Below are 23847 nucleotides of genomic sequence, written 5' to 3'. Positions count from 1 at the left end.
CCCATGACCTTTCGCCTGCCATTGACCGCCCTCTGCGCCGCCCTGCTGCTGGCCGGCTGCGTGTCGTCCGAGGGGTTGCATACCCAGGGGCGCGCCGTGGATCCGGCGACGCTCAAGGGCGAAGCCACCTTTGCCAGCGATCGCCTCTCCCCCGCCCAGTGGCCGAGCGCCGACTGGTGGAGCCGGCTGGGCGATCCGCAACTCGACAGCCTGATCCGCGAGGCCCTGCGCGACAGCCCCTCGCTGCAGGAAGCCGATGCGCGCAGCCGCCAGGCCGATGCCGCGGTACTCGCCGCCGACGCCGATCGCTATCCGCAGATCGACGCCAATGGCGGTGTGACCCGTTCGCGCCTGGCGCGACCGGACGATCCCCTTGGCCAGGGCGACCGCTACAGCACCCTGCGCCAGTTCGACGTGAGCGGCAGCTACAGCTTCGACCTCTGGGGTGGCCAGCGCGCCGCCTGGGAAGCCGCCCTGGGTCGCGCCCGCGCCGGCGAGGTGGATCGCCAGGCCGCGCGCCTGACCCTGGCGGCCAACGTCAGCCGCGCCTACAACCAGCTCGGCCTGGCCTATGCCAGCCTGGACGTGGCCCAGCAGGACCTGGAACGTACCCGCGGCATGCTCGACCTGGCCCAGCGCCGGGTCGACGCCGGCCTCGACAGCGACTACCAGCTGCAGCAGACCCAGAGTCTGGAAGCCAGCTCCGCCTCGGCCCACACCGCCGCCGAGCAGCAGGTGCGCACCGCCCAGATCCGCCTCGCCGTGCTGCTGGGCAAGGGCCCCGACCGTGGCGCCGAGATTCCGCGGCCCAAGCTGATCGCCCCCTCCGCGGTGAATCTGCCCGCCCAGCTGCCCGCCGAACTGGCCGGGCGGCGCCCGGACCTGGTCGCCGCCCGCTGGCGCGTGGAGGCCGCGAGCAAGGACATCGTCGCCAGCAAGACCAACTTCTATCCCAATCTCAACCTGACGGTGGCCGCCGGCAGCAAGGCCATCCTCGGCGACGCCCTGTTCGGCGGACCGGCGCGCTTCTTCAACGTCGGTCCGGCGCTGTCGCTGCCGCTCTTCGACGGCGGGCGCCGCCGCTCCGATCTCGCCAGCCGGGACGCCGACTACGACCTGGCCGTGGCCCAGTACAACCAGACCCTGGTGCAGGCGCTGGGCGACATCGCCGATGCCATCACCCGCCAGCGCTCGCTGGACCAACAGATCGTCGAGCAGCAACGGGCCCGCGATATCGCCAAGAGCTCCTTCGACATCGCCATGCAGCGCTATGGCGCCGGCATCGGCAACTACCTCGACGCCCTGACCGTCGAGCAGCAACTGCTGCAGGCCGAGCGCCAGCTGGCCAGCCTCCGGGCCGATCGCATCGACAGCGGCGTGCTGCTGATGCAGGCCCTGGGTGGCGGCTTCCAACCGTCCAACCTGCCACCGGCACCCGCCGCTGCGGCCACCCACTGATACCGAGAGCCCGACCATGGCCGATTCCGCCGCAACCCCCAACGACAATGCCCAGGAGCAGAAGCCGCAGCGCTCCGGCAAACGCAAACTCTTCCTGCTGCTCCTGCTGCTGGTGGTGATCCTGGCCGGCGTAGGCGTCTACTGCTACCACCTGCTCTATGGCCGCTTCCATGCCAGCACCGACGACGCCTACGTCAACGGCAACCTGGTGCAGATCACGCCCCAGGTCGTCGGCACCGTGACCCGCATCGCCGTGGACGATGGCGACTTCGTCCGCCAGGGCCAGCCGCTGGTGGAGTTCGATCCCAGCGACACCGCCGTGGCCCAGCAGAGCGCCGAGGCCAACCTGGCCAAGACCGTGCGCCAGGTGCGCGGCCTGTTCAGCAACGTCGACAGCTACAAGGCCCAGGTGGCGGCGCGGCGCGTCGAGGTCGAGCGCGCCCGTGCCGACTACGCCCGCCGCCAGCAGCTGGCCAAGGGCGGCGCCATCTCCAAGGAAGAACTGGCCCATGCCCGCGACACCCTGGTAGCGGCGCAGAGCTCGCTGACCTCCGCCCAGCAGCAACTGGATACCAACCAGGCGCTGGTGGACGACACCGAGATCGCCTCGCACCCGGACGTCAAGGCCGCCGCCGCCCAGCTGCGCCAGGCCTATCTGAATCATGCTCGCAGCACCCTGGTGGCGCCGGTCAGCGGCTATGTCGCCAAGCGCTCCGTGCAGGTCGGCAGCCGCGTACAGCCCGGTGCGGCGCTGATGGCCGTGGTGCCCCTGGACCAGATCTGGATCGACGCCAACTTCAAGGAAACCCAGCTCGCCGAGATGCGCATCGGCCAGCCGGTGGAAATCCACTCCGACCTCTATGGCGACGACGTACGCTATCGCGGCACCGTGGAGAGCCTGGGCGTGGGTACCGGCAGCGCCTTCTCGCTGCTGCCGGCGCAGAACGCCACCGGCAACTGGATCAAGATCGTCCAGCGCCTGCCCGTGCGGATCCGCCTGGAAGGCGACAACCTGGACAAGCACCCGCTGCGTATCGGCCTGTCGACCGTGGTCGACGTCGACCTGCACGATCAGGACGGCGCCCGCCTGCCTACCACCACGCCGCAGCAGCCGCGCTACAGCACCGACGTCTACGATCACCAGCTGGCCGACGCCGACCAGCTGATCCAGCAGATCATCCACGTCAACGGTCCGGCGGCGCGTGCTGCCGGCGTCGCCAAGCGCTAAAGCCCTGGAGGCTCGTCGGCGAGCCTCCCCGCCCACCCTTCTGGTAACCCGTCATGAGCGATAACGCCTTTCGCCCGGCGAGCCTGGTGCTCGCCACGGTGGGCCTGTCCCTGGCCACCTTCATGCAGGTGCTCGACACCACCATCGCCAACGTCGCCCTGACCACCATTTCCGGCAACCTCGGGGTGAGTTCGGAACAGGGCACCTGGGTCATCACCGCCTTTGCCGTGAGCAACGCCATCGCCCTGCCGCTGACCGGCTGGATGGCGCGTCGCTTCGGCGAGGTCAAGTTGTTCATGGCCGCCGTGGTGCTCTTCGTCATCACCTCCTTCCTCTGCGGCATCGCCACCTCCATGCCGGAGCTGGTGATCTTCCGCGCCATGCAGGGCTTCGTCGCCGGCCCCCTCTATCCCATGGCCCAGACCCTGCTGCTGGCGATCTTTCCGGCCGCCAAGCGCGGCATGGCCCTGGCGCTGCTGGCCATGGTGACGGTGGTGGCGCCCATCATCGGGCCCATCGCCGGCGGCTGGATCACCGACAACTACAGCTGGCCATGGATCTTCTTCATCAACATCCCCATCGGCATCTTCGCCACCCTGGTGGTCTGGAGCCAGCTGGGCAAGAAGCCGGAAAAACTGGTGCACCAGCCCATCGACTATGTCGGGCTGATCCTCCTGGTGCTGGGCGTGGGCGTGTTGCAGGTAGTGCTGGACAAGGGCAACGACCTGGACTGGTTCGAATCCAACCTGATCTGCCTGGGCGCGGCCTTTTCCGCCGTGGCCCTGACCGCGCTGGTGATCTGGGAGCTGACCGACAAGCATCCCATCGTCAACCTGCGGCTGTTCCGCTATCGCAACTTCAGCTTCGGCACCCTGGCGCTGGTGCTGGGCTATTCGGGCTTCTTCGGCATCAACCTGCTGCTGCCCCAGTGGCTGCAGACCCAGCTCGGCTACACCCCGGTGTGGGCGGGTCTGGCCGCGGCGCCCATCGGCATCCTGCCGGTGATCCTCTCGCCGCTGGTGGGCAAGTTCGCGCACAAGACCGACCTGCGCCTGCTGGCCGGCGGCTCCTTCCTGGTGATCGGGGCGTCCTGCTTCATGCGCGCCACCTTCAACAACGAGGTGGACTATCGCCACATCGCCGAGGTGCAGACCTTCATGGGCCTGGGCGTGGCGCTGTTCTTCATGCCGACCACCAGCATCCTGCTGTCCAGCCTGAAGCCGTCGGAGCTGGCGGATGGCGGCGGTCTGGCGACCTTCCTGCGGGTGCTGGGCGGCAGCTTCGCCTCGTCCCTGACCACCTGGCTATGGCAGCGCCGTGCCATCCATCACCATGCCCAGCTGACCGAGGACGTCACCGTCTACAGCCCGGCCACCCAGCATTACCTGGACGCCCTCGGCGGGCCGTCGCAGCAGGCCTATGCCCAGCTGGACAAGGTGGTGGAAGGCCAGGCCTACATGCTCTCCACGGTGGACTACTTCACCTTGCTCGGCTGGATCTTCATGGGGCTGTTCCTGATCATCTGGCTGGCCAAGCCGCCCTTCGCGGCCAAGCCGGGGGCCGGTGGCGGCGACCACTAGCAAGGCATTCAGGGAGCGCCGTGCTGCGTCTCCAGGTAGTCGGCGATGTCGCCCAGGTCCTCGGCGTCGCCGATGCCCCAGAATCTCATCTTGGTGCCCGGCACCTTCCGTTCGGGATCGCGCAGGAAGGCCGCCAGGGCCTCGCGGTCCCAGGCGAAGCCGGCCTGGCGCATGGCGTCGGAATAGTTATAGCCGGCCAGGCTCCCGGCCTGGCGACCGAAGAGGTCGTTGAGCTGGGGCCCGAAGCCGGACTGGGCGCCCGGCCCCACCGAATGGCAGTTGTGGCAGCGGCGCAGGAAGAGGTTGCGGCCGTTGTCGGCATCCGCCCAGGCGGCCTCCCCGCCCAGCAGCGTCAGCAGGACCACCCCGGCCAGGGCTTTCATCGCTGGCACTTGCGGCAATAGACGCTGGCGCGCTGGCCGAGGCGGACCTCCTGCAGCCCCGTGCCGCAGACCTTGCAGAATTCGCCCTTGCGTCCGTAGACGAACAGTTCCTGCTTGAAATAGCCCGGCGCGCCGTCGCCGCCGATGAAGTCGCGCAGGGTGGTGCCGCCGCTCTCGATGGAACGCGCCAAGACCTTCTTGATCTCCTCGGCCAGGCGATCGTAGCGTGCTCGGGAAACGCTGCCGGCGGCACGGCGGGGATCGATGCCGGCGGCGAACAGCGCCTCGGCGGCGTAGATGTTGCCTACCCCCACCACCACGGCGTTGTCCATGATGAAGGGCTTGACCGCCATGCTGCGTCCGCGCGACAGCTCGAACAGCCGGCCGCCGTCGAAGGCCTCGGTCAGCGGCTCGGGGCCCAGCTTGCTGAGCAGCACATGGGCGTGGGGATCCTGGGTCCAGAGCAGCGCACCGAAGCGCCGGGGATCGGTGTAGCGCAGCGACAGCCCCGACTCCAGCTCGATGTCGACGTGCTCGTGCTTGGCCGGCGGCTGGTCGGCCGGTACCAGGCGCAGGCTGCCGGACATGCCCAGGTGACCGATCAGGGTGCCGCTCTCGGCGCGGATCAGCAGGTACTTGGCCCGTCGCTCGACGGCCTCGATGCGCTGCCCGGAGAGGCGCACGTCCAGGTCCTCGGGTACCGGCCAGCGCAGCCGGCCATCGCGGACGATGACCCGGCGCACGCGCTGACCGACGACATGGGGCGCGATGCCCCGGCGAGTGGTTTCGACTTCAGGTAATTCGGGCATGAGGATCCATGAGGCTTATTCCAGAGATTTGGCTCAAAAGGCGCCGAGCGAAGGTCAGGCAGCGAGCAACGACCAACGGGAGTAACAGCCGAAGGCTGGCCGAAGGCTGGCCGAAGGGTGAGCGCCAGCCCTTTTGCCCAAATCTAGTAATTGATCCGACCGCTGCCCATCTCAAGGATCGTCTCCTTGAGCGACTCGAAGTCGTATTCGGACAGGCCGACGTGATCCAGCACCCGCGGCGCGATGGCCTGCCACTCGTGATCCTCGTCCTGGCCACCGAGGGCGCGATAGCAGCGGCAGATGTGCTCGGCCATCTTCAGCAGTGCCAGCAGATTCTTGATCTGGATGTCGGTGGTCGAGTCCTCGTCGAAGACCGACTGGGCGTTGTGGTGATTGGCGATGGCCTGGCCCACGTGTTCCGGCAGGCGCCACGAGCGGGAGATGAAATAACCCACCACGGCGTGGTTGGTGTTGAATATCCGGTTCTCCACGTCCACCACCCGCACCTGCTCGTTGACGCTGGCATAGGCCTCTTCCAGCACCGCCATGTAGTTGGGGAAGCGCTTGAGCATCAGCGGGATGCCGCAGTTGTGGAACAGACCCAGGGCATAGGCCTCGTCCGGGGTCGGGTAGCCGGTCTTCTTGGCCAGGCTCAGGCAGGTCTCGGCGACGTCCTGCGCGGTGTCCCAGAAGCGGTTGAGGATGACGATGGTCTCGTCGGTGAGCTCGCCCTTGATCGACTGGGCGTTGATCAGGTTGATGACCGACTGGCTACCCAGCAGGTTGACCGCCCGCTGGATCGAGGTGATGCGATTGCTGAGGCCGAAATACGGCGAGTTGACCAGCTTGAGCAAGGCACCCGAGAGCCCCGGGTCCTGGCCGATCAGGCGGGAGATGACCTTGAGATCGGGATTGGGCATGAGCTGTTCGAGTTGCAGATCCACCATGATCTGCGGCTGCGGAGGAATGCTGATGCCTTGCAGGGCCTGACGGATCTGCTCCTCGGTCAGCTGAGGGGACGCTTGGGACATGGGGACTACTCTGCGATGGATGTCGCAAATTTACCCCGCGCCGCCCGGCGATGCCATCGGGCGCGACGAAGGAACTTAGCAGGGGCAAAACGAGCCGGATTCAGGAGCGCTGGCAAAAGGCTAGCCCGACCGAATTCCATCGAGGTATCCGCCCCATGGCTACATCCCTGAACGGCAAGAAAATTGCCATCCTGGTCACCGACGGCTTCGAGCAGGCCGAACTCACCGGCCCCAAGCAGGCCCTGGAGCAGGCAGGCGCCCAGACCCACATCATCTCCGCCGAGCGCGGTGAGGTGCGCGGCTGGGACGGCACCGAGCCGGCCGACGGCTTTCCGGTGGACCTCACCTTCGCCGCGGCCAATGCCGGTGACTATGACGCCGTGCTGCTGCCTGGCGGCGTGGTCAACGCCGATACCATCCGCATCGACGCGCAGGCCCAGCAGCTGACCAAGCAGATCGCCGACGCCGGCAAGCCGGTCGCGGTCATCTGCCACGGCGCCTGGCTGCTGATCTCCGCCGGCCTGGTGCAAGGCAAGACCCTGACCAGCTGGCCCTCGCTGACCGACGACCTCAAGAATGCCGGCGCCACCTGGCAGGACCAGGAGGTCATCGTCGACGGTCAACTGGTGAGCAGCCGCAAGCCAGACGACATTCCGGCCTTCAATCGCGAACTCATCAAATTGCTGGCGAGCTGATCCAGCCAGACTGGCACTTTGATCTCATAAGACTGAACTTATGGCAAAGTGCCAGAGTCTTATCGAGTGCCCCCAAAGCACTTTTAGCCCGCCCTGCCCGGCGGGCTTTCTTTTGCCTGGCGTTTGGGTCCGGAGCCTGTTCAGCATCTTGCGGGCTAGAGCCACACAGGCCTGGGCGGCCCCGCGAAAACGCCTGAGGAAGCGGATCGGACCCGCGCCCGGGTTTACATAGGGTAAATGAGCATCCCGGCCGGGCTGGCGATCCAGGGTGTTTTCAACAGCGTTTGGCCGACGCGCAGCGGCTTATCAACAGGCTCTCAGGCCTGGAAATCACCTTGCAAATCCACCAGATGGCGCTCGATGTCGGCCAGGCGCTGACCCTGGTCGTTCAGGCCCAGCCATTCCAGCTTGAGGTGCGCCTCGAACGGCAGCAGATAGGCCAGCTGGCAACCCAGGGCCTGGCGGTCGGCGACTTCGCCGCCCATGTCCAGGCTGGCGACCATGGGGTGCTGGGCCAGGGCCACCAGCAGCGCCATGAGATCGGCGTCGCCATCACGCAGCGGCTGGGGCTCGGTCTCCGGAAGCCACTCCACCTCCCCCACCACCAGGTGGTCGGGCTGCTCTTCCTGGCTCAGCAGGCGAAAGCGCCGCCCGCCTTCGATGCGGATGCCCAGCAGGCCATTGCTCTGCTGCTGCCAGTCGCGGATCAGCGCCTCGCAGCCGTAGGCGCCCAGGCGATTCGGCGCGGCACCGGTCTCGCGGCCTTCGAGGATGGTCACCACGCCAAAGCTGCTGCCCTGCTTGAGACAGCGGCCGAGCATGTCCAGATAGCGGGCCTCGAACAGCTGCAGATCGAGGCGGCAGCCGGGAAACAGGGTGGTGTTGAGCGGAAACAGGGGCAGCGTCATGAAACCTCCGGGGCTTGAGGGTCCTGCTGGATAGAGCATCGAGCGCCGCCGAAGGCTCCCGCGCGGCGACGCGCGGGGCCTGGTCGGATCAGAAGCGATAGACCTCGGCGCCGGTGCGGATGGGCACCACGGCCGGCAGCGTCGGCCGGGCCTGGGCCTCTTCGACAAGTTTCTTCGGCTCCTTGCGCGCCATCTCGGTCTCGCGTCGGCCGCGTTGGGCGACCTTGGTGAGATCGGTGGCCAGCCGCGCCGACAGTTGCTGCAGCAATTCGCCCTGGGCCCGCACCTGGGCCGCGCGATCGCCCCCGTGCCGGGTCTGCAGGTGGATCACCTCGGTGTCCAGCAGCCGGCCCTGGCCGTCGCGCAACTGCCAGCTGGCATCGAGGGTGGCAGGCGCCTGGTCACCGGCATCGAGGCGGGTCACCACCAGCTCCACCCGGTACTGCGGGTCGAAGCCTGCGGGTTGCTCCCCCACCACCACCCGGCCGCTGTTGAGGCGACCGGCGAGCTGGCGCTGCAGCAACTGACGCACGTTGGCGTCGAGCGGCCCGGCCCAGTGATCGCGGGTGGTCTTGAGACTGCCATCGGGCTGGCGCTCGAGCAGCACGTCGCGCTGCAGGTAGTCGGCCAGCTGCAGGCGTTCGATCCACACCGCAAGGCCACGCTCACTGCTCGCCGGCGCCCGCGCATTGCCGCCGTCGAGCTGGTAGTAGTGGCTGGGGCCGAGGCTGGCACAGCCACCCAGGCCGGCCAGCAGGCCAACGAGCGCCAGCCTGGCAAGACACATCCGTTTCATCGAGGCTCTCTCTCGACGGGCGCCACGGCCCGGCGAGTCCTGGTCGAAAAAATCCGGGCTATGCTAGCGGCTGACCGCGGGCGGCTCAAGTTTCCACCTGCAGCGAGTCCACCCGCTGGAAGCCCCGCGGCAATTTGTTGCCGCGCCGACCGCGCTCGGCCCGGTAGTGCTCCAGATCGCTGCCCCTGAGGGTATAGGGCCGCTTGCCGGCCTGCAGCGTGAGGGAGGCGCCGGCCGGCACCACGGCCAGATCGACCACGTATTCCTCGCGCTTGGCGACCCGCTCGCCGGGAATGGAGATCAGCTTGTTGCCCTTGCCCTTCGCCAGTTGTGGCAATTCGGTGATGGCGAACACCAGCAGCCGCCCCTCGTTGGTGACCACCGCGATGGAAGTGTCCTCCAGGGAGGCCACCGGCTTCGGGGACAGTACCCTGGCGCCATTGGGCAGGCTGATCAGTGCCTTGCCGGCCTTGTTCTTGGCCTGCAGGTCCTCGCCCTTGACCACGAAACCGTAGCCGGCGTCCGAGGCCAGGACATAGAGGCCGCTGTCATCCGGCAGCAGCAGACATTCGAAGCTGGCCCCCGGCGGCGGCGTCAGGCGTCCGGTCAGGGGCTCGCCCTGGCCACGCGCCGACGGCAGCGAATGGGCGGCGACGGAATAGCTGCGCCCGGTGGAGTCGATGAAGACGGCGAACTGGTTGGAACGCCCCAGGGCCGCCGCCTTGAAGCCGTCACCGGCCTTGTAGGACAGGCCAGTCGGATCGACGTCGTGGCCCTTGGCCTGACGCACCCAGCCCTTCTCGGAAAGCACCACGGTCACCGGCTCGGTGGGCATGAGCTCGGTTTCGGACAGGGCCTTGGCCTCGGCACGGGCGACGATGGGCGAGCGCCGGGCGTCGCCATAGGTCTCGGCATCCTTGATCAGTTCGTCGCGGACCAGGTTGCGCAGCTTCTTGTCGCTGCCCAGCAGGGTCTGCAGACGCTTCTGCTCCTTGAGCAGTTCGGCCTGTTCGCCGCGGATCTTCATCTCTTCCAGGCGCGCCAGCTGGCGCAGCCGGGTCTCGAGGATGTAGTCGGCCTGGTCCTCGGAGAGTTCGAAGCGGGCCATCAGCGCTTGCCTGGGATGCTCTTCGGTGCGGATGATATGGATCACTTCATCCAGATTGAGGAAGGCGATCAGCAGGCCGTCCAGCAGGTGCAGGCGACGTTCGACCTTGTCCAGGCGGAACTGCAGGCGGCGGCGTACGGTGCCGATGCGATAGATCAGCCATTCCTGGAGGATCTGCCTGAGGTCCTTGACCTGGGGCTTGCCGTCCAGGCCGATGACGTTGAGGTTGACCCGGTAGCTGGATTCGAGATCGGTGGTGGCGAACAGGTGCTGCATCAGCTCGTCGGCATCGATGCGGTTGGAGCGCGGCACGATGACGATGCGGGTCGGGTTCTCGTGGTCCGACTCGTCGCGCAGGTCGGCCACCATGGGCAGCTTCTTGGCCTGCATCTGGGCGGCGATCTGCTCCAGCACCTTGGAACCGGAGACCTGGTGCGGCAGCGCGGTGATGACCACGTCGCCGTCTTCGCGGCGGTAGACGGCGCGCATGCGCACCGAGCCGCGACCGGTCTCGTAGATCTTGCGCAGGTCGGCATGGGGCGTGATGATCTCGGCTTCGGTGGGGAAGTCCGGGCCCGGCACATGTTCGAGCAGCTCGGGAATGCCGGCGATGGGATCGTCCAGCAGGCGTACGCAGGCGGCCGCCACTTCGCGCAGGTTGTGCGGCGGGATGTCGGTGGCCATGCCCACGGCGATGCCGGTGGTGCCGTTGAGCAGCAGGTTGGGCAACCGCGCCGGCAGGACCGCCGGCTCGTTCAGGGTTCCGTCGAAGTTGGGCACCCAGTCCACGGTGCCCTGCCCCAGTTCGTTGAGCAGCACCTCGGAATAGCGCGACAGGCGCGCCTCGGTGTAGCGCATGGCAGCGAAGGACTTGGGATCGTCCGGCGCCCCCCAGTTGCCCTGGCCATCCACCAGCGGATAGCGATAGGAGAACGGCTGCGCCATGAGCACCATGGCTTCGTAGCAGGCCGAGTCGCCATGGGGATGGTACTTGCCGAGGACGTCACCCACGGTCCGGGCGGACTTCTTGTGCTTGGCGTCGGCGTCCAGGCCCAGTTCGCTCATGGCATAGACGATGCGGCGCTGGACCGGCTTGAGGCCGTCGCCGATATGTGGCAGGGCGCGGTCCATGATGACGTACATGGAGTAGTTCAGGTACGCCTGCTCGGTGAAGTCGGCCAGCGAACGGCGTTCGACGCCATCCAGGCTCAGGTCGAGGGGTGCACTCATGGGAATCCTTTGGTGTTACGTCGGTAATCGGGTGGCTTGCCTTTATCGCGGCCATGGGCCGCTCCTACCGTAGGAGCGGCCCATGGCCGCGATGGACACGACCAATGAGTCAGGCGCTCAGAGCAGCACTTCGGCGCGATCGCCCTTGGATTCCAGCCAGCTCTTGCGGTCGCCGGATCGCTTCTTGGCCAGCAGCATGTCCATCATCTCGAGGGTGCCGGGCACGTCCTCGAGGGTCAGCTGCACCAGGCGGCGGGTGTTGGGATCCATGGTGGTCTCGCGCAGCTGCAGCGGATTCATCTCGCCGAGGCCCTTGAAGCGAGTCACCTGGGGCTTGCCACGCTTCTTTTCCGCCGCCAGGCGATCCAGGACACCGTCGCGCTCGGCTTCGTCGAGGGCGTAGTGCACCTCCTTGCCGAGGTCGATACGGTACAGCGGCGGCATGGCCACATAGACGTGGCCGGCATCCACCAGCGGACGGAAGTGCTGCACGAACAGGGCGCACAGCAGGGTGGCGATGTGCAGGCCGTCGGAGTCGGCGTCGGCGAGGATGCAAATCTTGCCGTATCTCAGGCCGCTCAGGTCGGCGCTGCCCGGATCGATACCGATGGCCACGGCGATGTCGTGCACCTCCTGGCTGCCCAGTACCTCGCTGCCGTCCACTTCCCAGGTGTTCAGGATCTTGCCGCGCAGCGGCATGATGGCCTGGAATTCCTTGCTGCGCGCCTGCTTGGCGCTGCCGCCCGCTGAGTCGCCCTCCACCAGGAACAGCTCGGATCTCATCGGATCCTGACCGGCGCAATCGGCCAGCTTGCCGGGCAGCGCCGGGCCCTGGGTGATCTTCTTGCGCTCGACCTTCTTGCCCGCCTTGAGGCGGCGGCCGGCATTGTTGATGGCCAGTTCGGCGATCTGCTGACCCAGCTCCGGATGGGCGTTGAGCCAGAGGCTGAAGGCGTCCTTGACCACCCCGGCGACGAAGGCGGCGGCCTCGCGGGAGGACAGGCGCTCCTTGGTCTGGCCGGAGAATTGCGGCTCCTGCATCTTCATCGAGAGGACGAAGGCGATGCGCTCCCAGACATCTTCCGGAGCCAGCTTGAGCCCGCGCGGCAGGAGGTTGCGGAATTCGCAGAATTCGCGGATGGCGTCCAGCAGGCCTTGGCGCAGGCCATTCACATGGGTGCCGCCCTGGGCGGTGGGAATCAGGTTGACGTAGCTTTCCTGTACCGACTCGCCACCCTCGGGCAGCCAGAACAGTGCCCAGTCCACCGCTTCCCGGGCCGAGGCCAGGCTGCCGTGGAAGGGGGCCTCGGGCAGCCGCAGGGCATCGCCCACGGTGTCGATCAGATAGGATCTCAGCCCGTCTTCGTAATGCCATTCGCTGCGCTCGCCGCTGGCTTCGTCGAAAAAGCTCACGGCCAGGCCCGGACAGAGCACCGCCTTGGCCTTGAGCACGTGCTTCAGGCGGCTGACGGAAAACTTGGGCGAATCGAAGTACTTGGGGTCCGGCCAGAAGTGCACGCTGGTGCCGGTATTGCGCTTGCCGACGCTACCGACCACGGCCAGTTCGCTGGCCTTGAAGCCGTCGGCGAAGGCCATGCCGTACTCGTTGCCTTCGCGCTTGACGCGCACCTCGACCCGGGTCGAGAGGGCGTTCACCACCGAGATGCCCACGCCGTGCAGGCCGCCGGAGAACTGGTAGTTCTTGTTGGAGAACTTGCCGCCGGCGTGCAGCTTGGTAAGGATCAGCTCGACGCCGGAAACGCCCTCTTCCGGATGGATGTCCACCGGCATGCCGCGACCGTCGTCGATCACCTCGAGGGAGTTGTCGGCGTGCAGGATCACCTGCACCTGGCGCGCGTGGCCGGCCAGGGCTTCGTCCACGCTGTTGTCGATGACTTCCTGGGCCAGGTGGTTGGGCCGGGAGGTGTCGGTGTACATGCCAGGGCGCTTGCGCACCGGGTCGAGTCCGGAGAGGACTTCGATGGCGTCGGCGTTATAGGCGTTCTGCGTGGCCATGGGGTCTCTATTCGAAGGTGTTGAAATCCAGCTCGCGCCAGAGCGCCGGGTCGAAGCCGGCCAGCTCCAGCAGCAGGGGCAGCTGGCGATGGAAGCCCTGGAAGCCGTGGTCGCCGCCCTGCTCGATACGCAGGGTGCAGCCGCCGTAGTAGCGTTCGGCGTCCCGGTGGTCGAGTGTCTCGTCACCGGTCTGCAGCCAGACGTGGAAGCGCTCGGGATCCACCGGCGCCGCGACTTCCAGCGCCCGCATGGCCTCGACGTGGGCCTCGGTGAGGATCCAGGTCTCGCCGGTATGGTGATTGCGCTGGGGGCCCAGGTAGTGCTCCATGAAGCGCCAGGGCCGGACCGCCGGGTTGATCAGCACGGCCTTGAGCCCGTGGCGCTCGGCCAGGACGGTGGCATAGTAGCCGCCCAGGGAGCTGCCGACCAGCAAGGGGGCGTCCAGCTCCGCCAGTTCGCGCTCCAGGAGGGCGAAGGCGGCGTCGGCATCGTTGGGCAGCGCCGGGGCGCGCAGACGGTCCGCCAGACCGAGCCGGGTCATGCAGGCGGTCAGCTGCCGCGCCTTCAAGGACGCGGGTGAGCTGTTGAATCCATGGATATAGAGGATCGACGGCATCGGGCCGCTCCTACTGGATAAAAAAACAGGTAAAGAGTAACCCGTTTCGACCCTCGCGACCAAGGCAGCCGACCGGCGTCAGCCCTGGCAGCCCTAGTAGCCCGCGGCGCTGTGATCCACGGTGAAAGCATGCTGTTGCAGGCGCGAGACACCGGTTTCCAGAGTGCCGTCGGGCAACAGGCGCAACCAGCGATAGCCCGGGGCCTGGTCGCCCGCCTTGAAGTCTTCGCTACCCGGCTCGAATTGCAGACCGGTGGAGGGAGAGGCCAGCAGGCGCACACCGTTGCGCAGCTGATCGAACTCCTGGTGGATGTGTCCCCAGAGCACCACCTTGACCTGGGGATGGCGATCCAGCACGGCGAACAGCTCGTCCGCCCGGTGCAGGCCCAGGGGCTCCATCCAGCCACAGCCCACAGGGACCGGGTGATGGTGCAGGCAGATCAGAGCCGGACGCTCGGGCGCGGCGCTCAGGGCTTCGTCCAGGGTCACCAGCTGCGCCTGCTCCAGCTCCCCGAACACGCAACCACGCACGGTGCTGTCGAGCAGGATGAGACGCCAGGCGCCCAGGTCGGTGACGGCCTCCAGGAAATCGCGATCGCCACAGGCCTTGGCCATGGGCGCGTTCTCGTCATGATTGCCAGCCAGCCAGCGCATGGGCGCAGCCAGGGGTTCGGTCAGCTCGCAAAAGCGTTGATAGGAGGCCACGGAGCCGTCCTGGGAAAGGTCACCGCTGGCCAGCAGCAGATCGATGCGTGGCTGCTCCCGTACCACCTGGGCCACCACCTGTTGCAGGCTGGCGGCCGTATCGATACCCAACAACCGACCGTTGGCGCGCGCAAACAGATGACTATCGGTCAATTGGACGACGAGGGGAGCGTTGACACTATCCGGCAAACTCACCAAAGCCTCCTAGGCATAAGGGAACAACGAGCGCAGGCAGGGTGCAGAAAAGTTCCCGGGAACTTACGTGCATGCTTCACATTTTCGCAGCTTGCACCGCGCGAGGGAAGCTGCGGCTGCCAGCGTTGCGCCCCAGTGCTCATCGCTGCAGGATAGGTTCAGCTTCGTGGCCACAGGCCAGGCAGTGACTCAACCACTCACCGAGAAACAGATTGAGCTGACTCTTTTCGTCAGGCTGATGCATCGCCTGATTGGGATAGGGATAGCGTCCGAGCAGGTGCCGGGAGACCCCGGCCGACACCACCTCCGCCATCCGCGCATCATGATAGACGCGCACTTCCAGTTCGGGCACCGGTAGCCAGGGCAACCCAAGCTCCTGACGCACCCGCAAGACCGTCGTATAGGGGCAGGCCTCGGTGACTTCCAGCGCGAGCACTCCCAGCGGGCGCTCGCCTTGCGACAACATGACGCGGCGCGATACCACGGCTTCGCGCATCTTGGGCAGAAGCCGCATCAGCCGCACGTAGTTGGCCTCGCACGTGGCCTGCAGGCCCGGCAGGTCAACGCGGTAGCGATCTCGCAGTTTCAGCCCCATAACCCCCTTACCTCGGCGCGATTGAGCGCCAACCATTGCAGGGCGATGATTGCCGCTGCGTTATTGATTCGACCGTCGCGAACCCCTGCCAGTGCCTCGTCCAGCGACCAGACATGGACGCGAATGTCCTCGCCCTCCTCTTCCAGACCATGGACGCCGCCGGCCTCCGCGGTGCTGCAGCGACCCAGGTAGAGATAGACCTGTTCGTCGCTGCCGCCAGGCGAGGGGAAGTAGGTGGAGATGGGCCAGAGCGATTGCAAGGTCAGCCCGGCTTCTTCCTCGGCTTCCCGATGAGCGACCGCCTCGACGGCCTCGCCCTGCTTGTCCACCAAGCCCGCCACCGGCTCAAGCAGCCAGGGATGAGCGGTCTTTTCCATGACGCCGACGCGAAACTGCTCGATCAGCACCACCTCGTCGCGCACGGCGTCGTAGGGCAGCACGCAGACGGCATCGGGACGCACGAAGACCTCGCGTTCCAGTTCCGGGCCCAGGGCACCGGAGAACTGGCGATGGCGCAGCCGGAAACGGGCCATGCGGTAGAAGCCCTGGAAGCAGATCTCGCGGCTCAGGATTTCAACGGCGGGCGCCTGGGATTCGTTGGCTTCGGTCATGGGCGCTCCAGCGCTGATTGAAGGTGATCAGCTCATCCTAGCGTGCCGCCTGCGCTCGTGCAGCCCCTGGCGCGCCAAGTCGCGAAAAGGACAACAAGCCGGGAAACCTCCGCCCGCCCCTGGCAAACTTATGGGGCCAGACGGGTTCGAAAGCCGTCGTTCTCTGTTTCCATGACAAGGAATCCCATGCGTATCCGCCCGCTCCTCCTGCTCGCCGGCCTGCTGCTCGGTGGTTGCCAAAGCGTCTTCGGCCCCAACCTCGACAAACCCCTCACGCCTCGCCACCAGGCCTGGGAGCACCGCCCGGCCGGTTGCCAGGGCGAAGACTGCCCGCTGATCAACATCGAGTACGTGGAATTCGGCGATCCGGCCCTGGACGCCCTGGTGCAGCGGCACCTGCTGGGTCTGGCCCGTGCCGAGCCGGGCGCGCCCATCCCGGCCTCGCTGGGGAGCTACGAGCGGGACTTCCTCGCCAAGGCCCAGCCGCGGTGGAGCAGCTATCTGCAGGCCAAGGTGCGTGAACAGCATGACGGCCTGGTGATCATCGAGTTCTCCAGCTACCTGGCCAATGGCGGTGCCCATGGCCTGGCCGGCCGCGACTTCGTCACCTGGGATCGCCATCTGAACCGGCAGATCACCCTGGGCGACATGCTGGTACCGGGGCAGGAAGCCGAGTTCTGGCGCCTGGCGCAGCTGTCACGCGAGGCCTGGATGCTCAGCAACAACGTCGGCGATGCCGAATTCCGCCAGCAGTGGCCCTTCATCAAGACCAACAACGTGGCCCTGGACTTCGGCGCCCTGACGCTCAAGTACGACATCGGCAGCATCGCCCCCTACGCCATGGGCCATCCGGAGCTGAAGATTCCCTATCCCAAGCTCAACGGCATCCTCAAGGGCGAGTATTTCCCGGGCCGGGGCAAGGCGCGTCAGCCGTAGGATCTGGCGTTTGGAAAACGCTAGGCGGTTTTCCATCCTATTCGACTGCTGAAGTAGAAGCCGGCACCCGGATGCCCCGTTTGGCCGGCCGAACGACAGCGTCGTGGAAGCGGGTAAGCAGCATGGATGCCGCGAAAGGGGCCGAGGGCCAGGACGGCCCTTCGGCTCCGGCCCACTGGAGCGGGGCTGACACGAGGGCATCCTGCGCAAAGCGCAGGACCGGCCAGTCGGGGCGAGCGTTTTTGGTTACTTTTTTGCGGGGCGCGCAGCCGCGATTGAAAAAAGTAACCCGCCCGGCGAGGGCGGAACAGAAGGTATCCGAAGACACCGCGAATCAGCTTGGCGTCCCCCACCCCAACCCTCCCCCGCACGCGGGAGAGGGGGCCGGTCGGCATTCGGGATAATCTTCCCGCGCTGGATTAGGGCTCGCGCAGGCAGGGCTAAACACCGCGAAGCCCAACAGCTCGGCTTATACCCGCTTCAACCCCAACAGCGCCTGCGCGGTCCCGGCCACCACGATGGCTGGCAGGGTCGCGCCCCAGGCGGGGAGCAGGGTCGGCAACAGGTGGTAGACGGCCACGCCCAGGGCCCAGGCGATCAGGGACTCCAGGCGCAGCGCCCGTATCCGCTGCGGGGCCTGGCGGCGGCGCAGCAGGAAGTGATCCACCAGCACCACGCCGAACAGCGGGGCGAACACCGAGCCGATCAGCAGCAGGAAGTGTTCGTACTGGGCCAGGGGTACCAGGAGCGCCAGCAGGGTGCAGAGGCTGCCGATGGCCAGGGTCAGCTGCCAGATCTTCACCTGGGCGAGGAAACCCGCCGCCACGGCTGCCGAGTGATAGGCGGCGAAGGCGTTTTCCGACTCGTCCAGCAGGATCAGCAGCAGCGGCAGGCCGAGGCCGGCCACGGCCAGGGCACGCAGCAGGGCGTCGGCTTCACCGCCGCTGGCGAAGGCCAGGGTATAGGCGAAGCCCAGGCCCATCAGCCAGAGGTTGCCGCAGAAATAGCCCAGCATGACGCCGCGACCGGCGCTGCGGCCGGTGCGGGCGAAGCGGGTGTAGTCGGCGATTACCGGCAGCCAGGACAGCGGCATGGCCACCACCAGGTCGAAGCCCAGCGCCTGGCTCAGGGAGCCGTCACCCGGGCGCTGCCAGAGCGCGGCCAGGTCGGCGCGCAGGAAGAGGTCCAGGGTCAGCCAGGTGCAGGCCCCGAGCAGCAGCCAGATACCCCAGCGGCTGAGGAAACGGCGAACGAAGGTCAGCGGACCGGCTACCGCCAGGGCCGTCGCCAGGGCGCCGAACACCAGGGTCCAGAGGACGGGCGAGGACCAGGCCTGTTGGCCCCAGCTGCCCAGCAGCACGCTGGCCGCCTCGCGCATCACCACCAGTTCGAAGGCGCCCCAGCCGATCAGCTGGGTGATGTTCAGCACCGCCGGCAACAGCGCGCCGCGCTGGCCGAGACTCTGGCCCAGGGCGGTCATGCCGGCCAGGCCGGTGTCGCTGCCCACCAGGCCGGCAGCGGCCAGCAGCAGCACCCCGACCGCGGTGCCGAGCAGCAGCACCAGCAGGCCGTCGGCCAGGCCCAGGCCGGGCGCCAGCAGGGCGCCGGCCTGGGCCACCATCAGCCCGATGCCGAGGGAGAACCAGAGGGTGAAGAGGTCACGCCCGCCAAGGATGCGGCGGTCCGCCGGAACGGGGACGGTGGGGGTATAGAGGCCGGGGGCCTGGGCCATGATGGGTCTCGTGAACAAGGGGTTGAGGGCGCCCGACGTCGTGGGGTGACGCCGGGCATTGTTGGGCTTCGCTGTGCTCAGCGCCAACCTACGGAAACAGCGTGCTGGCCTGGCAGACGTCGGTTGGGCTGAGACGGCTTCGCTGCGCTCGGCGCCAACCTACGGTCGTCAGACCTGCTTGTAGATCACGCCGCCTTCGTCCTTGAAGCGCGCCGCCTGTTCCTGGAAGCCGGCCTCGATGGCCTTCTGCTCGTCGGTCAGGCCGTTTTCCTTGGCGTAGTCGCGGACCTCCTGGGTGATCTTCATGGAGCAGAACTTGGGCCCGCACATGGAGCAGAAATGCGCCACCTTGGCCGAGTCCTTGGGCAGGGTCTCGTCGTGGAAGGCGCGCGCCGTGTCCGGGTCCAGGCCCAGGTTGAACTGGTCTTCCCAGCGGAATTCGAAGCGCGCCTTGGACAGGGCGTTGTCGCGGATCTGGGCGCCGGGATGCCCCTTGGCCAGGTCGGCGGCATGGGCGGCGATCTTGTAGGTGATGATGCCGGTCTTGACGTCGTCCTTGTTGGGCAGGCCGAGGTGCTCCTTGGGCGTCACGTAGCAGAGCATGGCGCAGCCGAACCAGCCGATCATGGCGGCGCCGATGCCGCTGGTGATGTGGTCGTAGCCGGGGGCGATATCGGTGGTCAGCGGGCCGAGGGTATAGAACGGCGCCTCGTCGCAGCACTCCAGCTGCTTGTCCATGTTTTCCTTGATCAGCTGCATGGGCACGTGGCCCGGGCCTTCGATCATGGTCTGGACGTCATGCTTCCAGGCGATCTTGGTCAGCTCGCCGAGGGTTTCCAGTTCACCGAACTGGGCGGCGTCGTTGGCGTCGGCGATGGAGCCCGGGCGCAGGCCGTCCCCCAGGGAGAAGCTCACGTCGTAGGCCTGCATGATCTCGCAGATGTCTTCGAAGTGGGTATAGAGGAAGTTTTCCTGGTGATGCGCCAGGCACCACTTGGCCATGATGGAGCCGCCGCGGGAAACGATGCCGGTGACGCGCTTGGCGGTCAGGGGCACGTAGTGCAGGCGCACCCCGGCATGGATGGTGAAGTAGTCCACGCCCTGCTCCGCCTGCTCGATGAGGGTGTCGCGGAACAGCTCCCAGGTCAGTTCTTCGGCGACACCATCGACCTTTTCCAGGGCCTGGTAGATGGGCACGGTGCCGATGGGGACCGGCGAGTTGCGGATGATCCACTCGCGGGTCTCGTGGATGTGCTTGCCGGTGGACAGGTCCATCACGGTGTCGGCGCCCCAGCGGATGCCCCAGGTCAGCTTCTCGACCTCTTCCTCGATGGAAGAGCCCAGGGCGCTGTTGCCGATGTTGCCGTTGATCTTCACCAGGAAGTTGCGGCCGATGATCATCGGCTCCAGCTCCAGGTGGTTGATGTTGGCCGGGATGATGGCACGGCCGCGGGCCACCTCGTCGCGGACGAACTCGGGGGTGATCTCCTGGGGGATGCTGGCGCCGAAACTCTGGCCGCGGTGCTGGTTGCCGAGCAGGCCGGCGGCGCGGGCCTCCTGCAGCTTCATGTTCTCGCGGATGGCGATGTATTCCATCTCCGGGGTGACGATGCCCTGGCGGGCATAGTGCATCTGGGAGACGTTGCGCCCGGCCTTGGCCCGGCGCGGCTGGCGCGCCAGGTCGAATCTCAGGGCGGCGAGACTCGGATCGGCCAGGCGCGCCTGGCCGAATTCGGAAGAGAGCCCGGCCAGCAGTTCGGTGTCGCCGCGCTCTTCGATCCAGCGTGAACGCACGTCCGGCAGGCCCTTGCGCAGGTCGATGCGCACCGCCGGGTCGGTGTAGGGACCGGAGGTGTCGTAGACGCACACCGGCGCGTTCTGCTCGCCACCGAAGGCGGTGGGGGTATCGGCGAGGGAGATTTCCCGCACCGGCACGCGGATGTCGGGACGCGAGCCGGTCAGGTAGACCTTGCGCGAATTGGGCAGCGGCCGGGTGGACTGGCGGTCGACGCGGGTGAAGTCGGTGACGTTGTTCTGCTTGTTCATCGAGGCTCTCCTGGTGGGCGCGTTGCCGAGGGAAGAACCTGGACGAAGGGTGGGCACGCAAGAAGAGGCAAGCCCGGACGGATGGCGACCACGGATGGAGACGGCGGACGCCCTCTTGTTCCCTACGCAGGTTGACGCACCGCCATGCGGCGCGCCTAGCCCGATCAGGTTCAACGGGATCCGGGACTACCCGATCTCAGCGCCTCGTAGCGCACCCCGACAAGAACGCGGCCAGTGTAAACCCGGAGCGGCAGAAACTTCGACCGCTATTTCCTCTCCTATGGCGGATTCGGACGAAGCCACTACACTGGCGCGGTCCCTCAAGGAAGGCTCCCAGAATGCGAAGATTCCTGCTGCTCGCGGCGCTCTGCACCACGGCCGGCCTGGCCCAGGCCCAGGTGGCCGGCAATGGCCTGCTCGACGTCTACCGCGAGGCGCTGGACAACAACGCCGACCTCGCCGCCGAGCGCGCGGGCCTCGGTGCCCAGCGCGAGGCGGTGCCCCAGGCGCGCGCCGGCCTGCTGCCGCAGATCGGCCTTGGCGCCCAGTTCAACGACACCCACACCAGCCTGCAGCTCAAGGACAATCCGGCGCTGGGCGTCCAGGGTGGCCGCTACGATAGCGATCGCAGCAGCCAGCTGATCCAGGCCACCCTCAGCCAGCCGCTGTTCCGCGCCGACCGCTGGTTCCAGCTCAAGGCCGCCCAGGCCACCACCGAGCAGGCCGAGCTGCAATTCTCCGCCGCCCAGCAGCAACTCATCCTGCAGACCGCCGAGGGCTATTTCAGCGCCCTGCGCGCCCAGGACGCCCTGGCCACCGCCCGTGCCGAGGAAAAGGCGCTGTACCGCCAGCTGGACCAGTCCCGCGAGCGCTACAAGGTCGGCCTGACCGACGACACCGACGTGCTCCAGGCCCAGGCCAGCTTCGACAACGCCCAGGCCAACCGCTCCCAGAGCGAGCAGCAGGTGGCCGACGCCTTCCAAGCCCTGACCCGGCTGACCGATCGCGACTACGGCAGCATCGCCGGCATCCGCCACGACCTGCCGATCCTGCCGCCGCAACCCAACGATGCGCGGCTGTGGGTGGACACCGCCATGCGCCAGAATCTGCAGCTGCTGGCCGCTGGCCAGGGCGTCAACGCCGCCCAGGAAACCCTGCGCCAGCGCCGCGCCGGGCACCTGCCGACGGTGGATGCGGTGGCGCGCTACAGCCACAGCGACAACGACGCGGTGAATCTGCCGAACGCCGAGCAACTGTCCCTGTTCGGCAGCCCGGTCAACAGCCGCAGCATCGGCATCCAGGTGGAGGTACCGCTGTACAGCGGCGGCGCCACCAGCTCCCAGGCGCGCCAGGCCTATCAGCAACTCGACCAGAGCGAACAGCGCCAGGAGGGCCTGCGCCGCCAGGTGGTGCAGAACACCCGCAATGCCCATCGGGCGATCAACACCGACATCGAGCAGGTGCGTGCCCGACGGCTGTCCATCGCCTCCAGCCAGCGCGCCCTGAGAGCCACCGAGATCGCCTACCAGGTGGGCAGCCGCACCATCGTCGACGTGCTCGACGCCCAGCGGCTGCTGTACGACGCCGTGCGCCAGTACAACGACGCCCGCTACAACTACATCCTGGACACCCTGAGGCTCAAGCAGGCGGCCGGCACCCTGGCGCCCAACGACCTGCTGGCGCTGTCGGGCTATCTCGACCCCCATTACGACCCGGATCGCGACTTCCTGCCGCCGGACCTGGCCAAGACCCGCGCCGACGTCCTGCCGGCACGCTCGGCTCAGGGCGTGAGCAATGTATCCAGTCCGGAGAGCAGGCGCTCCAGCGCGCCCTGATTGGCGGACAGTACCGCCAGGCCCGCCTGCCGGCGCCGCTCGGCTTCCGCTGGTTCGGCCCAGAGCCGGACTACGGCGGCAGCGATGGCCGAGGCTTCCGCTACTGTTTCCAAAGCGCCGGCGTCGCGCAACTGGGCGACGATGTCGAGGAAGTTGAACACGTGCGGGCCGCTGAGCACCGGCAGGCCGAGAGCGACCGGTTCCAGCGGATTGTGGCCGCCGCGCTCGATCAGGCTGCCGCCGACGAAGGCGACGTCGGCCAGGGCGTAGAGAAACAGCAATTCGCCCATGGTGTCGCCCAGCAGCACCTGGGTCTGCGGCTGCACCGCCTCCCCCGTCGAGCGCTGGACCACGCTGAAGCCTTCACGACGCACCTCGGCCAATACCTCGGGAAAGCGTTCGGGATGGCGCGGCACCAGGATCAGCAGGGCATCGGGGCGTGTGGCCAGCAGTTGGCGATGGGCCTGGAGCAGGATCTCGTCTTCGCCGGCGTGGGTGCTGGCGGCGATCCATACCGGGCGATGGCCCCAGCCCTGGCGCAGCGCAGCGGCGCGGACCGGCAGCCCGGGACCGATGCGCAGGTCGAACTTGATGGAGCCGGTCACCGCAACCCGCTCGGCACGGGCACCGAGGGCACGGAAGCGCTCGGCTTCCACCGGCGTCTGCACCGCCAGCCAGGCCAGCTCCGCCAGCATCGGCCCGGTCACCCCACCCAGCTTTCCATAGCCACGCGCCGAACGCTCGGACAGCCGGCCATTGGCCAGGGCGATGGGAATGTCGCGCCGCGCCGCCTGGTGGATGAGGTTGGGCCAGAGTTCGGTCTCCATCACCACGCCCAGGCGTGGCCGCAGGCGATCGAGGAAGCGTCCGGCCAGCCAGGGCAGGTCGTAGGGCAGATAGCAGTGCTGGACGTCGCTCCCGAACAGGGCGCGGATACGCTCCGAGCCAGTGGGCGTCATGCAGGTCACGGTGATCGGCAGGTCGGGATGGCGCTGGCGCAGGGCGCGGATCACCGGCGCGGCGGCGATGCTCTCCCCAACCGACACCGCGTGCACCCAGATGCCGCCGGGCGTTACTTCCGGCAAGCCCAGCGCCAGGCGCTCGCCGATGCGCTGCCGATAGGCGGGGGCCTTGCGTCCGCGCCACAGCAGGCGCAGCAGGATGAAGGGCAAGGCCAGGGTGAAGATCAGGCTATAGAGGGTACGGTTCATGGCGGCAGAGCTTAATGAAGCAAGGCCGCCAGCGCGAGCCCGATACCTCCGAGCCTGTCCAAGGGCTGCTGCGCGTCGGCCAGACGGCGTTGAAAATGCTTTCGGAATGCTCATTTACCACTC

20 protein-coding genes and 1 riboswitch are annotated in these 23847 nt (G+C 67.3%); of the genes, 6 read left to right on the top strand and 14 right to left on the bottom strand.

Annotated features, from left to right (window positions below; all coding sequences use genetic code 11):
* Positions 1–3 precede the first annotated feature (3 nt).
* The 3 genes from RCF34_RS18160 to RCF34_RS18150 are packed head-to-tail and all read left to right on the top strand — an operon-like array spanning position 4 to position 4266.
* A complete protein-coding gene (locus tag RCF34_RS18160) occupies positions 4–1458 on the top strand; it encodes an efflux transporter outer membrane subunit (protein WP_308709415.1) in 1455 nt (484 codons plus the stop codon).
* 16 nt (positions 1459–1474) lie between these two features.
* The gene (locus RCF34_RS18155) at positions 1475–2686 is read left to right on the top strand and encodes an efflux RND transporter periplasmic adaptor subunit (RefSeq protein ID WP_308709414.1); all 1212 of its coding nucleotides are present in this window, start codon (positions 1475–1477) and stop codon (positions 2684–2686) included.
* A gap of 53 nt (positions 2687–2739) precedes the next feature.
* Positions 2740–4266, top strand: coding sequence for a DHA2 family efflux MFS transporter permease subunit (locus RCF34_RS18150; RefSeq protein ID WP_183632900.1), 1527 nt, complete (start codon positions 2740–2742; stop codon positions 4264–4266).
* 8 nt (positions 4267–4274) lie between these two features.
* On the opposite strand, the gene RCF34_RS18145 is transcribed toward RCF34_RS18150, so the two are convergent.
* The 3 genes from RCF34_RS18145 to RCF34_RS18135 form a co-directional block, all read right to left on the bottom strand.
* Positions 4275–4649: a c-type cytochrome gene (locus RCF34_RS18145; RefSeq protein WP_308709413.1), complete on the bottom strand. Its 375-nt coding sequence runs from the start codon at positions 4647–4649 to the stop codon at positions 4275–4277.
* Entirely contained in the window at positions 4646–5458 is an 813-nt protein-coding gene (gene mutM / locus RCF34_RS18140; RefSeq protein ID WP_308709412.1) for a bifunctional DNA-formamidopyrimidine glycosylase/DNA-(apurinic or apyrimidinic site) lyase, read from the bottom strand. The genes RCF34_RS18145 and mutM overlap by 4 nt, the downstream gene beginning before the upstream one ends.
* Positions 5459–5601: 143 nt before the next feature.
* A complete protein-coding gene (locus tag RCF34_RS18135; protein WP_308709503.1) occupies positions 5602–6426 on the bottom strand; it encodes an HDOD domain-containing protein in 825 nt (274 codons plus the stop codon).
* Positions 6427–6644: 218 nt separating this feature from the next.
* Here RCF34_RS18135 and RCF34_RS18130 point away from each other — a divergent pair, with 218 nt between their 5' ends.
* Positions 6645–7184: a type 1 glutamine amidotransferase domain-containing protein gene (locus tag RCF34_RS18130; RefSeq protein ID WP_308709411.1), complete on the top strand. Its 540-nt coding sequence runs from the start codon at positions 6645–6647 to the stop codon at positions 7182–7184.
* Between the two features lie 317 nt (positions 7185–7501).
* Here the strand turns inward: RCF34_RS18130 and RCF34_RS18125 are convergent, their stop codons facing one another.
* The 8 genes from RCF34_RS18125 to RCF34_RS18090 all read right to left on the bottom strand — a co-directional run bounded on the left by RCF34_RS18125 (position 7502) and on the right by RCF34_RS18090 (position 15964).
* Positions 7502–8092 (bottom strand): LON peptidase substrate-binding domain-containing protein, encoded by a 591-nt coding sequence (locus tag RCF34_RS18125; RefSeq protein ID WP_181125929.1) that lies wholly within the window; start codon positions 8090–8092, stop codon positions 7502–7504.
* Positions 8093–8180: 88 nt separating this feature from the next.
* Entirely contained in the window at positions 8181–8879 is a 699-nt protein-coding gene (locus RCF34_RS18120) for an ABC-type transport auxiliary lipoprotein family protein (RefSeq protein WP_308709410.1), read from the bottom strand.
* A 94-nt stretch (positions 8880–8973) separates the two neighbouring features.
* Positions 8974–11226: a DNA topoisomerase IV subunit A gene (gene parC, locus RCF34_RS18115; protein ID WP_308709409.1), complete on the bottom strand. Its 2253-nt coding sequence runs from the start codon at positions 11224–11226 to the stop codon at positions 8974–8976.
* A gap of 117 nt (positions 11227–11343) precedes the next feature.
* A complete protein-coding gene (parE, locus tag RCF34_RS18110; protein WP_183632907.1) occupies positions 11344–13242 on the bottom strand; it encodes a DNA topoisomerase IV subunit B in 1899 nt (632 codons plus the stop codon).
* Positions 13243–13249: 7 nt separating this feature from the next.
* Positions 13250–13858 (bottom strand): YqiA/YcfP family alpha/beta fold hydrolase, encoded by a 609-nt coding sequence (locus RCF34_RS18105; RefSeq protein WP_308709408.1) that lies wholly within the window; start codon positions 13856–13858, stop codon positions 13250–13252.
* A 93-nt stretch (positions 13859–13951) separates the two neighbouring features.
* Positions 13952–14758, bottom strand: coding sequence for a 3',5'-cyclic-AMP phosphodiesterase (gene cpdA / locus RCF34_RS18100; protein WP_374941202.1), 807 nt, complete (start codon positions 14756–14758; stop codon positions 13952–13954).
* Positions 14759–14897: 139 nt separating this feature from the next.
* A complete protein-coding gene (locus tag RCF34_RS18095; protein ID WP_308709406.1) occupies positions 14898–15353 on the bottom strand; it encodes a DUF1249 domain-containing protein in 456 nt (151 codons plus the stop codon).
* Positions 15344–15964, bottom strand: a complete 621-nt coding sequence (locus tag RCF34_RS18090; protein WP_308709405.1) for an NUDIX domain-containing protein — start codon at positions 15962–15964, stop codon at positions 15344–15346. Before RCF34_RS18090 ends, RCF34_RS18095 begins: the two co-directional genes overlap by 10 nt.
* Before the next feature lie 186 nt (positions 15965–16150).
* On the opposite strand from RCF34_RS18090, the gene RCF34_RS18085 reads away from it, so the two are divergent.
* Positions 16151–16900 (top strand): RsiV family protein, encoded by a 750-nt coding sequence (locus RCF34_RS18085; protein WP_308709404.1) that lies wholly within the window; start codon positions 16151–16153, stop codon positions 16898–16900.
* A gap of 469 nt (positions 16901–17369) precedes the next feature.
* Here RCF34_RS18085 and cytX read toward each other — a convergent pair whose 3' ends face one another.
* Complete coding sequence (cytX, locus tag RCF34_RS18080) at positions 17370–18632, bottom strand: putative hydroxymethylpyrimidine transporter CytX (protein ID WP_308709403.1); 1263 nt, start codon at positions 18630–18632, stop codon at positions 17370–17372.
* A 168-nt stretch (positions 18633–18800) separates the two neighbouring features.
* Positions 18801–20678 (bottom strand): phosphomethylpyrimidine synthase ThiC, encoded by a 1878-nt coding sequence (thiC, locus tag RCF34_RS18075; protein ID WP_308709402.1) that lies wholly within the window; start codon positions 20676–20678, stop codon positions 18801–18803.
* A 102-nt stretch (positions 20679–20780) separates the two neighbouring features.
* Positions 20781–20907: riboswitch (TPP riboswitch) on the bottom strand.
* A gap of 109 nt (positions 20908–21016) precedes the next feature.
* Here thiC and RCF34_RS18070 point away from each other — a divergent pair.
* Positions 21017–22513, top strand: a complete 1497-nt coding sequence (locus RCF34_RS18070; RefSeq protein ID WP_308709401.1) for a TolC family outer membrane protein — start codon at positions 21017–21019, stop codon at positions 22511–22513.
* On the opposite strand, the gene waaA is transcribed toward RCF34_RS18070, so the two are convergent.
* A complete protein-coding gene (waaA, locus tag RCF34_RS18065; RefSeq protein WP_308709400.1) occupies positions 22459–23724 on the bottom strand; it encodes a lipid IV(A) 3-deoxy-D-manno-octulosonic acid transferase in 1266 nt (421 codons plus the stop codon). The genes RCF34_RS18070 and waaA overlap by 55 nt on opposite strands.
* Positions 23725–23847: the final 123 nt, after the last annotated feature.

Source organism: Pseudomonas sp. 102515, assembly GCF_031085165.1.
Classification (GTDB): domain Bacteria; phylum Pseudomonadota; class Gammaproteobacteria; order Pseudomonadales; family Pseudomonadaceae; genus Chryseomonas.
Note: the sequence above shows the minus strand (reverse complement) of the source record. Positions and strands in the feature narration are given on the sequence as shown.

Bases quoted from the DNA above. Each gene is read 5' to 3' on its own strand.
- RCF34_RS18160 (WP_308709415.1), top strand. From the start codon at position 4: ATGACCTTTCGCCTGCCATTGACCGCCCTCTGCGCCGCCCTGCTGCTG.
- RCF34_RS18155 (WP_308709414.1), top strand. From the start codon at position 1,475: ATGGCCGATTCCGCCGCAACCCCCAACGACAATGCCCAGGAGCAGAAG.
- RCF34_RS18150 (WP_183632900.1), top strand. From the start codon at position 2,740: ATGAGCGATAACGCCTTTCGCCCGGCGAGCCTGGTGCTCGCCACGGTG.
- RCF34_RS18145 (WP_308709413.1), bottom strand. From the start codon at position 4,649: ATGAAAGCCCTGGCCGGGGTGGTCCTGCTGACGCTGCTGGGCGGGGAG.
- mutM (WP_308709412.1), bottom strand. From the start codon at position 5,458: ATGCCCGAATTACCTGAAGTCGAAACCACTCGCCGGGGCATCGCGCCC.
- RCF34_RS18130 (WP_308709411.1), top strand. From the start codon at position 6,645: ATGGCTACATCCCTGAACGGCAAGAAAATTGCCATCCTGGTCACCGAC.
- RCF34_RS18125 (WP_181125929.1), bottom strand. From the start codon at position 8,092: ATGACGCTGCCCCTGTTTCCGCTCAACACCACCCTGTTTCCCGGCTGC.
- RCF34_RS18120 (WP_308709410.1), bottom strand. From the start codon at position 8,879: ATGTGTCTTGCCAGGCTGGCGCTCGTTGGCCTGCTGGCCGGCCTGGGT.
- parC (WP_308709409.1), bottom strand. From the start codon at position 11,226: ATGAGTGCACCCCTCGACCTGAGCCTGGATGGCGTCGAACGCCGTTCG.
- parE (WP_183632907.1), bottom strand. From the start codon at position 13,242: ATGGCCACGCAGAACGCCTATAACGCCGACGCCATCGAAGTCCTCTCC.
- RCF34_RS18105 (WP_308709408.1), bottom strand. From the start codon at position 13,858: ATGCCGTCGATCCTCTATATCCATGGATTCAACAGCTCACCCGCGTCC.
- RCF34_RS18095 (WP_308709406.1), bottom strand. From the start codon at position 15,353: ATGGGGCTGAAACTGCGAGATCGCTACCGCGTTGACCTGCCGGGCCTG.
- RCF34_RS18090 (WP_308709405.1), bottom strand. From the start codon at position 15,964: ATGACCGAAGCCAACGAATCCCAGGCGCCCGCCGTTGAAATCCTGAGC.
- RCF34_RS18085 (WP_308709404.1), top strand. From the start codon at position 16,151: ATGCGTATCCGCCCGCTCCTCCTGCTCGCCGGCCTGCTGCTCGGTGGT.
- cytX (WP_308709403.1), bottom strand. From the start codon at position 18,632: ATGGCCCAGGCCCCCGGCCTCTATACCCCCACCGTCCCCGTTCCGGCG.
- thiC (WP_308709402.1), bottom strand. From the start codon at position 20,678: ATGAACAAGCAGAACAACGTCACCGACTTCACCCGCGTCGACCGCCAG.
- RCF34_RS18070 (WP_308709401.1), top strand. From the start codon at position 21,017: ATGCGAAGATTCCTGCTGCTCGCGGCGCTCTGCACCACGGCCGGCCTG.
- waaA (WP_308709400.1), bottom strand. From the start codon at position 23,724: ATGAACCGTACCCTCTATAGCCTGATCTTCACCCTGGCCTTGCCCTTC.